General features: G+C 69.9%; 7 protein-coding genes and 2 pseudogenes. 5 read left to right on the top strand and 4 right to left on the bottom strand.

Annotation, left to right across the window (positions count from 1 at the left end):
* The first annotated feature begins 52 nt into the window (after positions 1-52).
* Both OG472_RS08150 and aspA read left to right on the top strand, forming a co-directional pair.
* Positions 53-1,075 carry an asparaginase gene (locus tag OG472_RS08150; RefSeq protein ID WP_401604092.1) on the top strand — a complete coding sequence of 341 codons (1,023 nt, stop codon included), beginning with the start codon at positions 53-55 and terminating at the stop codon, positions 1,073-1,075.
* Positions 1,076-1,146: 71 nt separating this feature from the next.
* Entirely contained in the window at positions 1,147-2,556 is a 1,410-nt protein-coding gene (aspA, locus tag OG472_RS08155) for an aspartate ammonia-lyase (protein WP_401604547.1), read from the top strand.
* An 82-nt stretch (positions 2,557-2,638) separates the two neighbouring features.
* On the opposite strand, the pseudogene OG472_RS08160 reads toward aspA, so the two are convergent.
* The 3 genes and pseudogenes from OG472_RS08160 to OG472_RS08170 all read right to left on the bottom strand — a co-directional run.
* Positions 2,639-2,741, bottom strand: a pseudogene (locus OG472_RS08160) (IS5/IS1182 family transposase); the annotation flags it as partial.
* A 229-nt stretch (positions 2,742-2,970) separates the two neighbouring features.
* Positions 2,971-3,447, bottom strand: coding sequence for a cupin domain-containing protein (locus tag OG472_RS08165; RefSeq protein ID WP_385957200.1), 477 nt, complete (start codon positions 3,445-3,447; stop codon positions 2,971-2,973).
* 1,610 nt (positions 3,448-5,057) lie between these two features.
* Positions 5,058-5,312 (bottom strand): annotated as a pseudogene (locus OG472_RS08170) (IS1380 family transposase); the annotation flags it as partial.
* A 74-nt stretch (positions 5,313-5,386) separates the two neighbouring features.
* Here OG472_RS08170 and OG472_RS08175 point away from each other — a divergent pair.
* The gene (locus OG472_RS08175; RefSeq protein ID WP_401604552.1) at positions 5,387-6,619 is read left to right on the top strand and encodes a GNAT family N-acetyltransferase; all 1,233 of its coding nucleotides are present in this window, start codon (positions 5,387-5,389) and stop codon (positions 6,617-6,619) included.
* Between the two features lie 391 nt (positions 6,620-7,010).
* Here the strand turns inward: OG472_RS08175 and OG472_RS08180 are convergent, their stop codons facing one another.
* On the bottom strand, positions 7,011-9,638 hold the full coding sequence (locus OG472_RS08180; protein WP_405941226.1) for an RICIN domain-containing protein: 2,628 nt from the start codon (positions 9,636-9,638) through the stop codon (positions 7,011-7,013).
* Positions 9,639-9,931: 293 nt separating this feature from the next.
* Between OG472_RS08180 and OG472_RS08185 the strand changes: the two genes are divergently transcribed.
* On the top strand, positions 9,932-11,482 hold the full coding sequence (locus OG472_RS08185; protein WP_405941227.1) for a sigma-70 family RNA polymerase sigma factor: 1,551 nt from the start codon (positions 9,932-9,934) through the stop codon (positions 11,480-11,482).
* A gap of 579 nt (positions 11,483-12,061) precedes the next feature.
* Positions 12,062-14,440 carry a non-reducing end alpha-L-arabinofuranosidase family hydrolase gene (locus OG472_RS08190; RefSeq protein WP_405941228.1) on the top strand — a complete coding sequence of 793 codons (2,379 nt, stop codon included), beginning with the start codon at positions 12,062-12,064 and terminating at the stop codon, positions 14,438-14,440.
* The last annotated feature ends 123 nt before the right edge of the window (positions 14,441-14,563 follow it).

A 14,563-nucleotide genomic window follows, 5' to 3' on the forward strand; every position in this document is an offset into this window, starting at 1 on the left:
GCCCGCCCGTCCGCCCCCTGTCGGCAGCGACCCACCACAGAACGAGGCAGTGATGCGCAGCAGTTTCCCCGCGGACGCGCCCGCGATCCGCGAGCCCCGGCACGCACCCGTCGCCCACGTCATGCGGGGCGGCATGATCGAGGGGGTCCACTACGGTTCCGTCGCCGTCCTCGACGGCGAGGGCGAGGTCCGGACCAGCATCGGAGACATCGAGGCCGCCTGCTATCCACGCTCGGCACTCAAGCCGGTCCAGGCCGTCGCCATGGTGCGGGCCGGCCTGCCGCTCGACGGAGCCCTGCTCGCCCTCGCGATGGGCAGTCACTCCGGCGAGGAGCACCACCTCTCGGGTGTCCGGCTGGTCCTGGAGCTGGCCGGTCTCACCGAGGCCGACCTGCGCAACGTCCCCGACCTGCCCTACGGCCCGGCCGTCCGCGACGCCTGGCTGCGCGAGGGCCGCGGGCCGTCCCGGCTCGCCCAGAACTGTTCCGGCAAGCACGCGGCGATGCTGTACCTGTGCAAGCTGTCCGGGTGGCCCCCGGAGAGCTACCTCGACGCGAACCACCCGCTCCAGAGGGCGATCGCCCAGGTCGTCGAGGAGCTCACCGGCCAGCACATCGCGAACGTCACCGTCGACGGCTGCGGATCCCCGCTGTTCGCGGTGTCCCTGCACGGCCTGGCCCGCGCCGCCGCCCGCATCGCCACCGCCGCTCCGGACACCGCCGAGCACCGCGTGGCCAACGCCCTGCGCCGCCACCCGGAGATGGCCTCCGGTACCGGGCGGGACACCGCCGCGCTGATGCGCGCGGTGCCCGGGCTGCTGGCCAAGGACGGCTTCGAGGGCGTCCAGGTGGCCGCGCTGCCCGACGGCCGGGCCGTCGCCGTGAAGGTCGCCGACGGGGCCGACCGCGCGCGTACGGCAGTGACGGCCGCCGCCCTCGCACGTGCGGGAGTCGAGCCCCGGCTGCTCGCCGGGTTCGCGGGCGAGCCCGTCACCGGTGGCGGCCGGACCGTCGGCGGCATCCGGCCGGTAGCGGCCCTGAACCCGCCCGGCGCCCCCGTCACCGCAACCGCCTGACACCCGCCTGCCCCTCTCCCCACCTTCGATCCGCTCACCTCAGGAAGAGGATCCGTACACCCGTGACCGCATTGACCGCCTCCAGCCGCACCGAACACGACCTGCTCGGAGACCGCGACGTCCCCGCCGACGCCTACTGGGGCGTCCACACCCTGCGCGCCACCGAGAACTTCCCCATCACCGGCACGCCCATCTCCACCTACCCGCACCTGATCGACGCCCTCGCCGCCGTCAAAGAGGCCGCGGCCCTCGCCAACGGGGAACTCGGCCTGCTGGAGCCCACGAAGGCGGCCGTCATCGTCGCCGCCTGCCAGGAGATCCGCGGCGGCGAGCTCCACGACCAGTTCGTCGTCGACGTGATCCAGGGCGGCGCCGGCACCTCGACCAACATGAACGCCAACGAGGTCATCGCCAACCGCGCGCTGGAGCTGCTGGGCCACTCCAGGGGGGAGTACGGACACCTGCACCCCAACGAGGACGTCAACCTCGGCCAGTCCACCAACGACGTCTACCCGACCGCCGTGCGGATCGCGACCGTCTTCGCGGTGCGCGGTCTCCTCGACGCCATGGCCGTCCTGCAGAACGCCTTCGCCCGCAAGGCCGCCGAGTTCCACGATGTCCTGAAGATGGGCCGCACCCAGCTCCAGGACGCCGTGCCGATGACGCTCGGACAGGAGTTCTCCGCCTTCGCCGTCATGCTGGACGAGGACCGCAGCCGGCTCGCGGAGGCCCTCGGACTGATCCACGAGATCAACCTCGGCGCCACCGCCATCGGCACCGGTCTCAACGCCCCGGCCGGATACGCCGAGGCCGCCCGCCGCCACCTCGCCGACATCACCGGCCTGCCCCTGGTCACCGCTCCCGACCTGGTCGAAGCCACCCAGGACTGCGGCGCCTTCGTCCAGATGTCCGGCGTCCTCAAGCGCGTCGCCGTCAAGCTGTCCAAGACCTGCAACGACCTGCGCCTGCTGTCCTCCGGGCCCCGCGCCGGACTCGGCGAGATCAACCTGCCCGCGGTCCAGGCCGGTTCCAGCATCATGCCCGGCAAGGTCAACCCCGTGATCCCCGAGGTCGTCAACCAGGTCGCCTTCGAGGTCATCGGCAACGACATCACCATCACCATGGCCGCCGAAGCCGGACAGCTCCAGCTCAACGCCTTCGAGCCGGTCATCCTGCACTCGCTGTCCAAGTCCGTCACTCACCTGCGCGCGGCCTGCCTCACCCTCGCGGAACGCTGCGTGAGCGGCATCACCGCCAACACCGAGATGCTGCGCGCCACCGTCGAGAACTCCATCGGCCTGGTGACCGCCCTGAACCCGCACATCGGATACACCGCCGCCACCGACATCGCCAAGGAGGCCCTCGCCACCGGCCGGGGCGTGGCCGAGCTGGTCCTGGAACGGGGGCTGCTGCCGGCCGAGCGGCTCGCCTCCCTTCTACGCCCCGAGGTGCTCGCGGGAACCGGCCCGGCCCGTCCCTGACCGGGACCGGACTGGGACCGGACTGGGACCGCCCGGTCGGAGCGCGGGGTGCGGCGGGTGGACGTGGTCGTGCGGGGCGGATACAGCCCGAGGTGGCGACGCCCACGATCGCCGCCGAGCACCTCCCGGTCGCCGCGGCGACGTCGGCCAGCACCTTGAGGCCGCGATGGCGCCTCGGGTGCCACCTGCCGGCGATTGGTGGGCTCCCTCCGGGTGAGGGGGACCGGGCTTGCGGTGTCGTCGCGGGAGGACTGCGCGGCAACCGGCGCCACGCGCGGTGCATACCGCGAGGACCGACCGGACCCGGTCAGCGGATCGTGTGCCGGAAGCCGATCCGGGTCCGGCATCCGCTCCATAGCGGAGCCCAGGTCAGCGACCTAGTGCTCGTCTGTTCTCCTGGGTCCCCACTGGTGGTCAGGCGTGCTTGTCCGCGGGGTGGTGGGTGGGCTGGACCGACCAGGTCGGGGGTTCGTCGTTGCCCGACCCTTCGTCGCTTTCCGCGTCGGCGAAGGTTGCGTGGATCTTGCCCGGGGCGTGGTGGACCGGGGCGTAGACGGCGTAGAGCTGCATGGGCTCGTCCCCGGTGTTGGTGACGTTGTGCCACGTGCCGGCGGGTACGAAGACCGCCCAGCCGTCCTCGACCTCCTGATCGAAGTCGAGGCGGTCCTTCGCGCTGCCCATCTGAACGCGGCCGCGGCCCGCGTCGAGCCGGAGGAACTGGTCGGTCTCCGGGTGCGCCTCCAGGCCGATGTCCTCGCCCACCGGGATCGACATGAGGGTCAGCTGGAGGTACTTCCCGGACCAGGCGACCGCGCGGTAGTTGGTGTTCTCCAGCGTCGCCTGCTCGAGGTCGAAACTCTGAGGTTCGGGCCCGATGTCCTTGATGGTCATGCTTCTCTCCCGGTCGACGGAGGTGGTACGCGTTCTGGCACAGGTTTTGCGCCGGGCCAACCCTTCCAGACTGACCGGGGTGTTTTGGCCCGACGCCAGTGCCACCCGAGCCGGGCTGTCACGGGCCCCGGGCACACGCGGCAGCTCGGCGTCGAAGTGGAGCGGGAGCCTGTCGACGCTGATGACTTCGATGTCGGAGCCAAGTGAGACCGTCTGCCCGAGAGCTCGCCGAGATCACGTCGGACACCGAGGCGACGATCGAGTATCTCAACGCGGCTGACCTCCACGAGCGAACCGCCCGCGGCGCCAAGACCGTAGCCGGCGATCTGCGGCCCGCGTCGGCGACGACCCTCAAGAGATACTGGGCAACGGCCTTGGCCATGTCGTCCACGCCGGCAGTGGTGCGTGGATCTCCCCCGCACATCGCCTTCAACGCGGTGGCACTCACCTTGCCGGTTGCAAGGCCGGCGTTCGTGGCGAGGCGAAGCCGCACGTTACTCAGGCCATCACACGCACACCAGCGGTCAAACAGGTGCGCCAGCCCGCCGTCTTTGCAGAAGTCCGCCACGTTCCAGGGGTTGCGCCGCTTTCCGCGTTCAGCCAAACCGTCCGTGTGAGAAACCACGAAGTCCTCGTGCCACTCACAGACCACCGATTCGACAGAATCCTGCGTAAGTAGCGCAATGCAGATCTACGCTGCCACCTCTGCCTGATACCGGTAGTTCCCCAGGGTGTCCGATCCGCTGTCCTCCTGCGGCGCTACACCGGAGATCGGGTGCACGAACCCTTCATCAGCGTCCGCGTCCTCTCCCGCCGCCACCTCAACAGCCACTGCACACCCCCCACCCCGCCGCTGGAGGTACGACCCCAGGGCCGACAGCGGAATATCGCCACAACTACCACAGCAGCAATGCACTCCGTAACCGGTCGACCACGCTCAAGGCCACGCAGGTGCAGGCATCCGGGCAGCCGCCACCCGGCCCGTCCCCCCTTCGATCTCTCCCCGTCACTGCCACTGCAGCCGAGCCGGGGCCTGGGCGGGTGCCCTTCGGACCAGGATCCGGACCATTTCCGGACCAGGCTTCACCCGAGAGCCCTGCGCAACACCGTTTCCCAGTTCAGCATGGGTGCGACTGCTGTACCACAAGCAGACGAAGAACCTCCTCGTCTCCTACTCGCCGAAGCGGCTCGGCTTCTTCTGAAAACGTGGAGGCCAGTACGGCGCATGGACGTTCGCCTCTTCAGGCAGCGCCCGTACAGGGCCTCGAAATCAACATGCGGCGGGTGGACCCGGAACTTCCATGGCCATCGGCGCCGCGTGGGTTGCGGCTCCAGGGCCCCCGCACGCGGAGGCGGGGTAAGCTCGACGTTCAACGGGGTCGCCACAATCAGTCGGTGCTGCCCGTCCGCAGCTTCGAAAAGCCCGGCCGCCGGCAGACTGCTGGGGCTGCCGGACCGGGGCCCGATGCGCCACAGGCTCCAAGGGCTCAGGAGCAGCAGGGGTCGGCGATCGCGCCGCGGAGCCGAGTGCGCGGGCCGTGCGGCGTTGGGCGGCGGACAGGGAGGGCATGGCCGCGAGGGAGAGGGCGGCGATGAAGATGCGCGGCCGACACTCGCCACGCGGTCGGGGTGGAGGCGGCGGGGCCGAACACGTCGCGCTGGTCACGCAGTACGGCCAGGTCTCGGATTGCCTAGCCTCCGTCGGCGAGCATCGCCGCCAGGTGCACCACGACGCGGCCCAGGTCGCGCCCGGTCCCGTGCGGCCGCAGCCGGTGCAGAGCGCTACTGAAAGCGCTGGTGGGCGTGGTGGCGTCGGCCGGATCCGCGAGCAGACGTGAGCTGGCGTGGTTGACCACCCCGTGCCCGTCGGCGCTGGCCATGGGCTGCGAAAAACTTGTTGGCCGGGAAGGCCGGGCGATGCCACTGTCTGGCTGTGACCATGATCAAAAGCTATTCCGGAGCTGTTTCGTTGCCCGACGGCCTCGTCCTGCGGCAGGCGAGGCCCGAAGATCTTGACCAGATCGGCGCGCTCCTGTCCGAGCGCGGTGAGCCGGACGACGCTGTCGACCACCGGCTGGTTGTCAGCGACCCCGACGCGGGCCTGTCCGCCTGTGCCGTGGTCGTCGACGGCGACCGGGTCGTGTCCACCGCGACGCTCCTCGACGAGGAGGTGTGCATCGGAGGCGTCCGCCTGCCCGCCGGCCAGGTGGAACTGGTTGCCACCGCGAGCGAATACGAGGGGCGCGGGCTCGTGAGGGCGCTCATGCACTGGGCTCACGAGCGTTCTGCCGCCCGTGGCCACCTCGTCCAGGCGATGATCGGAATCCCGTACTTCTACCGGCTGTTCGGCTATGAGTACGCCATCGACATACCGCAGGCGCTGAACGTGAACGCCTTGCCGCCCGGCGAGGGTAGGGCCACGCTCCGTGCCGCCAGGCCCTCCGACATCCCCTCCATGGCTGCCCTGCAAGCCTCGGCCCAGAGCGGGTTCGATGTGACCATGCCGCACTCGCAGGCGTGCTGGCGATGGCTCCTGGACCACGAGGCGAGCAACCTCTGGGTTCTCGAGCAAGCCGACACCGTCATTGCCACCGCGCGCACCACGCCTCCCGGTGAGGAGATGCTCCTGGCCGAGGCCGCGGCACGCGACGAGGCGGCGGCACGCGACCTCCTGAGCGGCGTTGCCGCCCTGGCATCCGGCGACGACTCACTACGGATCGTCCATCGGGCAGGCACCGTGACAGGCAACGCGTGGCAGGAGTTCGTCGACCACGAACCGCACCGGAACGCGGAGCAGTACTACATCCGCATCCCGGATGCCGCGGCGCTGCTCGACAGGCTGCGTCCGCTGTTCTGGCAGCGCCTCACCACGGCCGGGATCGACCGTACCGGCCGGGACATCGTCATCTCCACCTTCGGCGCCCACCACCGGATTCCCGTTCTCGCCGACGGGCTCGGTGAGGTCGTCACCGGCGGCCCGATACAGTCGCCGGGAGCCGTGGAAGGCGCCGGCGTGGCGCCCGACCACCTGGCCGCCCTGCTGTTCGGCCCGCACGGAATGGAGGGGCTGACCCGGATCCGCCCCGACGTCTACTCCGCGGACGAGGAGCTGTTCCAGGCGCTCTTCCCCCCGCTCACCGCGGACGTACTCAGCTACTACCTCCCGTACTAGTGTCCCTGCGCCGGAAGTTCCTAGGTAGTTCCGGCGCAGGCTCGAACGGCCAACGCGCCTGATCGACGTCCGGAACCCCGGTCGCCGAGGCGCGGCAGATCTACCGACGGACCTACGACCTCAAGATCAAGAACCCTTTCCGCAAACCACACCGGGGTAATGACAACCCTTCCGTCCGGCCCGTCTCGCGGAAGCGCCCAGGGCTGTCGCGGAGGCAGTGATCGAGGTGCTGCTGTACCGATTGCGTTCGGCCCCTTGACGACCGCCGGCTCCCGCCCCTGCAGGCGCGTTGCGGCACGGCCTCGCGGGCCCACGGGAGGCGACGGCCAGGTCCCTCGGCTGTGGCGGGGCCGCAGGCCGCTGAGCCTGCGGACCCGCCCGGGCGCAAGGGTCAGGACGGGTCGCCGTACTGGAGTCCGCGTCCGTTGGTGCCGATGTATACGCGGCCGAAGGCGTCGGGGTCGCCGGTGATGACGCCGGTGCCGCCGATGCTGCCCCACTGGTGGGCGTCGTCGTTGACGCGGAGCCAGGTGGCGCCCTTGTCGGTGGAGCGGAAGACGCCGGTGACGTCCTTGACGGTGCCGATCAGGTACAGGGCCTGGTAGGACGCGCCGGGTGCGGCCTTGCCGAAGCCGAGGGCGGAGGCGGACTGCACTGTTGTGAGCGTGGTGAAGGTGCGGCCGCCGTCGGTGGAGTGCAGCAGCCCCTTGGCGCTGTCGGCGATCCACAGGTTCCCGGCGATACCGGGGACGGCCGTGAGCCGGCCTGTGGGCAGGTTGGCGGCGCGGGCGGTGAAGGTCACGCCGCCGTCGGTGCTGGCGTAGAGCGTGCCACCGGCCAGTGAGTAGAAGGTCTTGTTGTCCGAGGAGCGGTCGGCGACGACCACGGCGTCGGTGCCCAGGCCGCTGACCTTCGACCAGCTGGCTCCCTTGTCGGTCGAGCGGTACGGGACCTGGCCGGCCTGGGTCCAGACGATGGTCGAGCCGTCGGCCGCGAGCGCGACGCGGCCGTCCTGGGCACCGGCCACCGGCTCGGCCTTGAAGCCGTTCCAGCTGATGCCGCCGTCGGTGGAGTAGGCACCGTCCTGCGCGCCGCCGCGGCCGACGCGGACCATCATCGAGGGCATGGACTGGGCGAAGTCGATGTCCGTGCTGTTGGTCATCACCGGATTGCTCAGCCGCCCGGCCGGGACCTTGTTCAGGTCGTCGTGGCGGAAACCGCCTTGGTCGCCCATGGCGGTGACGACAGCGGCACCGCCGGGCGGGGCGATCGCGTCCATCAGTGCGGTCTCCTCGAGCCCCCGCGCCCCCGCGGTCCAGTGGCTGGTGCCGCCGCTGTCGGTGGCGTTGGCGTCCTTGCTGCGCCAGATGCCGTTGCCGGTGCCGTACAGCACGTGCCCGGAGTCGAATGGGTCGAGGGCCAGGGCGGTCATCCAGTGCCCGGTGTGGGTGCCGACGTAGGGAGCGGCGGAGGCGTTCCGCACCGACTTGTCCGCCAGTGCCTTCCAGGTCGTGCCGCCGTCGGTGGTGCGGTAGATCTCGTCCTCGGGCCACCAGCGGTCGAGGGTGGTGACCATCACCGTGGACGGCTGGCGCGGGTCGACGGCCAGGCCGGAGAATCCGTAGCCGCCCTGGGACGGGGAGACGTTCTTCCACGTTCCGCCGACCGGTGCGTACTTCCAGACCGATCCCGCCGTCACGCCGTTGGGTCCGAGGGCGTTGGTGTACGTCAGGTACAGCGAGCCGTCGCCCGAGACCACGCCGTGCTGCGGCAGCTGGCCGGTGGGCTGCCCGGGGACCGCCTGCCAGGTGCTGCCGCCGTCGGTGGAGCGGTAGAGGGAGGTGGACCTGTCGGCGACGCCGACGTAGATCGTCTTGCTGCCGGCCGGGCCGTACGTCACGAAGGAGATGCCCGCACCGCTGATCGCCCCGTCCTTGACGGGGAACGAGGGGACCTGGCTCCATGTCGCGCCGTGGTCGGTACTGCGCCACAGGCCGTTCTTGCGGGTGCCCAGCAGCAGGGTGCCGTTGTCCGCGGGGTTGATCGCCAGCCGTTCGCCCGCCCCGCGGCCATCCTCGTTGCCGCCCAGCTTGAACGGCAGATCGGTGCGCTGGAAGGTGCGGCCCCGGTCCTTGGAGCGCAGGATCGCGCCGTTGCCGGCCCAGTTGTTGGTGTAGGTACCCGCCGCGAGGTAGAGCCGCCCCGGGTCGACGGGGTCGGTGGCCAGCGCGTCGATGCCCAGTAGGTTCCAGTCCTTCTCGCCGAGCCAGTCGGTCAGCGGGATCCACTGCTCGGCCGCGGCGTCCCAGCGGTAGGCGCCGCCCATGTCGGTACGCGCGTACAGCAGGCCCTTCTCCCGCGGGTTGAACACCAGCCCGGTGACGTAACCGCCGCCCACCACCTGGGCATTTCGCCACGTGTACGGTCCGGATCCGGGCGCCTGGCTCTGGGCCGTCCTCACCAGCTTCCACTGCTGGTTGGTGCTGCCATGGCCGCCGTACTGGATGACTGCCGCGCCGTCGGCCGTGGAGCCGCCGGAGACGTCCAGGACCTGGCCGCTCCTGCGGGAGGTGAGGACGACGGCGTCGGAACCGCTCACGTCGTCGATCCGCCATTCCTGGGAGGTGGAGGAGCTGTCGCTCTGCTGCTCGGCGGCGGCGGCCTGGGCGGTCGAATCGCCCGCTATGCCCAGTACTTTGCCGCTGTTGCGGTTCACCAGCTCGTAGTAGCCGTCCCCGGTGGGTCGCAGCTTCCACTGCTGGTTGGCGGTGTTCTGGTCGGTCCACTGCTGGATGCGGGTGCCGTCGGCGGTGGAGAAGGCGTTGACGTCCAGCGCCTTGCCGCTGCGTACGGAAACCAGCCGATAGTAGGCATCGCCGTCGACCGTGGCGGCCTGCGAGTCCTCCTGCACGAACAGGAGATACGGCACGAGGACGGCGGGCGTACCGAGCAGCAGACCGGTCGCGGTCCAGCGACGGCGGTGACGCCCGCGGCGTCCGCCGTTCGTGGGGTTCTTCATGGGGGGTGTTCTCCTTGCATGCCACCGGAGGAAAGGTGGATCCGGCTACCGGACGGCCGGATCCGACTCCTTGTGGTCACAGGCCCCGCAAAGGGTTGCCTTGAGCCGAAAACTTTTACAGGTCACCTCGAGGTGCGCGTGGGCGTTGGTCAGTGGCCGGGTTCGCCGCCTGGTGCCGCGGGTGGAACACGGACGTCAACCCCGGCCCAAGGCACACGCTTTGCCCGCATACCCTTGCCGACGTCAAGGTGCTGCGCCGTGCGCGGCGGATCGCTGCCCTGAGGGAGGCGGGAATGGGTCTCATGGATACGGATCACACGGGGCTGGTTGTCGCGGCGCAGGCCGGTGACGATCGGGCGCGCGAGGAACTGATCGCCGCGTACCTGCCGTTGCTCTACAACATCGTCCGGCGAGCGCTGAACGGCCAGGCCGACGTCGACGACGTCGTCCAGGAAACCCTGCTGCGCGTGGTGCGCGACCTGCCTGCCCTGCGTGCGCCGGAGAGCTTCCGGTCCTGGCTGGTGTCGATCACGCTCCGCCAGATCACTACCCACTGGCACCGGCAACGCGCCTTCGCCGGCCGGACAACGGTCATCGACGAGGCACTCCGGATACCGGACGCCGGCGCCGAACTCGAGGACATGACGATCCTGCGCCTGCACGCGTCGGACGAGCGCCGTCAGGTCGTCGAAGCCGGCCGGTGGCTCGACCCGGACCATCGGGTGCTGCTGTCGCTGTGGTGGCAGGAATGCGCCGGATTGCTGAGCCGTGACGACATCGCCGCTGCGACGGGGCTCACTGTCGCCCACGTCGGAGTGCGCCTGCAACGCATGCGCGAGCAGCTGGACCTGAGCCGGACGATCGTCGCCGCGCTGGAGGCCCACCCGCGGTGTCCGCAGTTGGGTGAGACCGTCGTCGGCTGGGACGGTCTCCGTACATCGGTGTGGCGGAAGCGGATCGCACGGCACACCCGCGACTGCCAGGTCTGCATGGTGACCACGACCGAACGGGTACCTGCTGAACTCCTGCTCCTCAGCCTCGCGCCTCTGGCCGTCCCGGCCGGACTCGTCGCCGCGCTGGCCGCCAAGGGCCTGCTGTCGGGTACGGCCGCGAGCGCCGCCGGGCTGGCCACGGCACCCGTCGCCATCGGCACGGCGACGGGTGGAGGCGGTCTGCACAGCTCGCTGATCGCCAAACTCCCCGCGGTGACCGCTCAGCAGCTGGTGGGCCTCGCCACAGGCGTGGTGCTCATCGCCGGGGCCGCCACCTACGCGACCTGGCCCGAACCGGCGCCCCGGGCACCCGGCGTCGTCGCCGCTCCCACGGTCGGCAACCCCACCCCGATCCCGTCGAGCACCACCACGTCGGCCGAACCGTCCCCGGTGAATCCGTCCGCCGACGCAGGCACCGTCCCGCTGGGCGCGCAAACACTGGAGTCCGTGGACCAACCCGCCCTGTACCTCACGTATGCCGGCGACTACGCGACGCTCGGCCGGGTCTCCGCGTCCAGCAGCGCGCAGACACGGCAGCGGGTCACGTTCACCGTCCTGCGCGGGCTGGCCGACACACGGTGCGTCACCTTCCGCGCCGCCGACGGCCGCTATCTGCGCCATCGTGAACTCCGGCTTCGGCTGAGCACCGACGACGGCAGCCAACTGTTCCGTGAAGACGCCACTTTCTGCCCGCGCGCCGGGTCGGTCGCCGGGTCGGTGACCCTGCACGCGCACAACTATCCCGGATCGGTCCTCCGCCACCGCGACAGTGGCATCTGGCTCGACGGTTCCGACGGCACACGGGCCTTCGCCGACCAGGCTTCCTTCATCGTGCGCAGGGGCCTCGGCTGAGAACCGCTCCCTGACATCCTGGACCGAGCCGCGCAGTGACGGCCGGTGACCCTGCACCGCGACCTCGCACCACGCCGTTCTCAGCCCGGCAGTGAGCCGATCGCTGCGCCGGCACCGGCTTCGAGCCGCATGCGTCGACGGCTGCCTCGCCGTGACCGCCACGGTGCCACTCATGGAACCGTCACTGATGACCAGGGTGGCGCGCCCTTTCCACAGGGGCGACCAGACCGCGGGGCTCGGCATAACGCTTTTCGCCTGCGAGATGCATCACTGAGGAATCGTCGGGGCGGCGCGACTTTTTTGTTACGCGACCCCGAGTTCGGGGGCCTCCACTTCGTGGGGTGTCCATCCCGCCGTTCACCACGTGTGCCGGCGTCGGAGGTTCCCCCACTTACCCGTCGACGTATCTCCGAAGAAAGCGCCTCCCATGACCCGACACACCCACGAACCCCGGGCGACCGGTACGCAGGAACGGCGCCACGTCCTGCACCGCACCCACCCCGCGGCGGATCAGGCCGCACCTGCAGATGCGCGCACGAGCACAGCGCCCAAGGCGACCCGCGATCCCCGAGGAGAATCATGAAGGGCCTGCACCGGCTCGGCCGGCGCCGCCGGACACTGTCGATAGGACTCTCGGCCGCGGCGCTGCTGGCCGGTGTCCTGACGCTTCTCCCCGACTCTGCCGGAGCGGCGAACCTGGGTACGCAGGCGACCCCCTCGGGCAGGTACTTCGGCACCGCTGTGGCCGCCGGCAGGCTCGGCGACTCGAAGTACGCCGCGATCGCGGACCGGGAGTTCAACATGATCACCCCGGAGAACGAGATGAAGTGGGACGCCATCGAACCGTCCCGCGGCAACTTCAACTTCGGCCCCGCCGACCAGATCGTCAACCGGGCCACGGCACACGGCCAGCGCATGCGCGGCCACACCACGGTCTGGCACTCGCAGCTCCCGTCCTGGGTCAGCTCCATCGGCGACGCGAACACGCTGCGCAGCGTGATGAACAACCACATCACCACCGAGATGACCCACTTCAAGGGCAAGATCTACGCCTGGGACGTGGTCAACGAGGCCTTCGCCGACGGAGGCAGCGGCCAGCACCGCAGCTCGGTGTTCCAGAACGTGCTGGGCAACGGCTTCATCGAGGAAGCGTTCCGCACCGCCCGGGCGGCCGACTCCTCGGCCAAGCTCTGCTACAACGACTACAACATCGAGAACTGGTCGGACGCCAAGACCCAGGGCGTCTACAACATGGTCAAGGACTTCAAGTCCCGCGGCGTGCCGATCGACTGCGTCGGGTTCCAGAGCCACTTCGGGGCCGGCGGCCCTCCGTCCAGCTTCCGGACCACCTTGTCGAACTTCGCCGCCCTGGGTGTCGACGTCCAGATCACCGAGCTGGACATCGCCCAGGCGTCGCCCACCCACTACGCCGACACGGTCAAGGCCTGTCTGTCCGTCGCCCGGTGCACCGGCATCACGGTGTGGGGCATCCGTGACAGCGACTCCTGGCGCAGCGGCGAGAACCCCCTGCTGTTCGACAACAACGGCAACCCCAAGGCCGCCCACGCCGCCGTCGTGAACGCCCTCAAGGCAGCCTCCGCCACCACCGGCGGGACCAGTACCGGGGCGATCAAGGGCGTCGCGTCCGGTCGCTGTATCGACATCAACGGTTCCACCACCGACAACGGCACCCAGGCGCAGCTGTGGGACTGCCACGGAGGAACCAACCAGCGCTGGACCTACACCTCCGGCAAGCAGCTGATGATCTACGGCAACAAGTGCCTGGACGCCAGGGCCAACGGCACCGGCAACGGCACCGCGGTGGTCATCGAGGACTGCAACGGCGGCGCCGGCCAGCAGTGGAACATCAACACCAACGGCACGATCGCGGGCGTCCAGTCCGGGCTGTGCCTCGACGCCGTCGGCGCGGCCACCGCCAACCGCACCAGGATCCAGCTGTACGCCTGCTGGTCCGGCGGCGGCAACCAGAAGTGGACCAGCCTGTCCGGGACGCCGGCCCCGACGACGTCCGCGCCGACGGGCGGCACGTGTGCTCTTCCGTCGACGTACCGGTGGACGTCGACGGGTGCGCTGGCGCAGCCGGCGAACGGGTGGGCCTCGCTGAAGGACTTCACCCACGTGACGTACAACGGCAAGCACCTGGTCTACGGGTCGAACTTCTCGGGATCGTCGTACGGCTCCATGATGTTCGGTCCCTTCACGAACTGGTCGGACATGGCGTCGGCCGGCCAGTCCGGCATGAGCCAGACCGCGGTGGCGCCCACGCTGTTCTACTTCGCGCCCAAGAAGATCTGGGTGCTGGCGTACCAGTGGGGCGCGTGGCCCTTCATCTACCGCACGTCGAGCGACCCCGCCAACCCCAACGGCTGGTCCGCGCCGCAGCCGCTGTTCACCGGCAGCATCCCCCGCACGGACTCCCCCACCGGCCCGATCGACCAGACCCTGATCGCTGACGACCAGAACATGTACCTGTTCTTCGCCGGTGACAACGGCAAGATCTATCGGGCGAGCATGCCGATCGGGAACTTCCCGGGCAACTTCGGCTCCTCGTACACGACGGTCATGAGCGACACGCCGGACAACCTGTTCGAGGCGCCGCAGGTCTACAAGGTCAAGGGCCAGAACCAGTACCTCATGATCGTTGAGGCGAGGGGCGCGAACGGGCGCTACTTCCGCTCGTTCACCGCCTCCAGCCTGAGCGGTACGTGGACCCCGCAGGCCGCCGGCGAAAGCAACCCCTTCGCGGGCAAGGCCAACAGCGGTGCCACCTGGACCAACGACATCAGCCACGGTGACCTGGTCCGCGAGAACCCCGACCAGACCATGACCGTCGACCCCTGCAACCTGCAGTTCCTCTACCAGGGCAAGTCCCCCACCGCCGGCGGCCCCTACGACCAACTGCCGTACCGGCCGGCTCTCCTCACCTTGCAGCGCTGACCTGCCCCATCCACACCACCTCGAGGAACCCCAGCCGTGCGTCGGCCGGGGTTCCTCTCCTTTTGTGGCTCGCGCGCCCGGGGCGCTTGAGTCTCCAGCGGCTGGAACGTCCAGGATCTGGTC

The sequence above is a fragment of the Streptomyces sp. NBC_00207 genome, assembly GCF_045160965.1.
Lineage (GTDB): Bacteria > Actinomycetota > Actinomycetes > Streptomycetales > Streptomycetaceae > Streptomyces.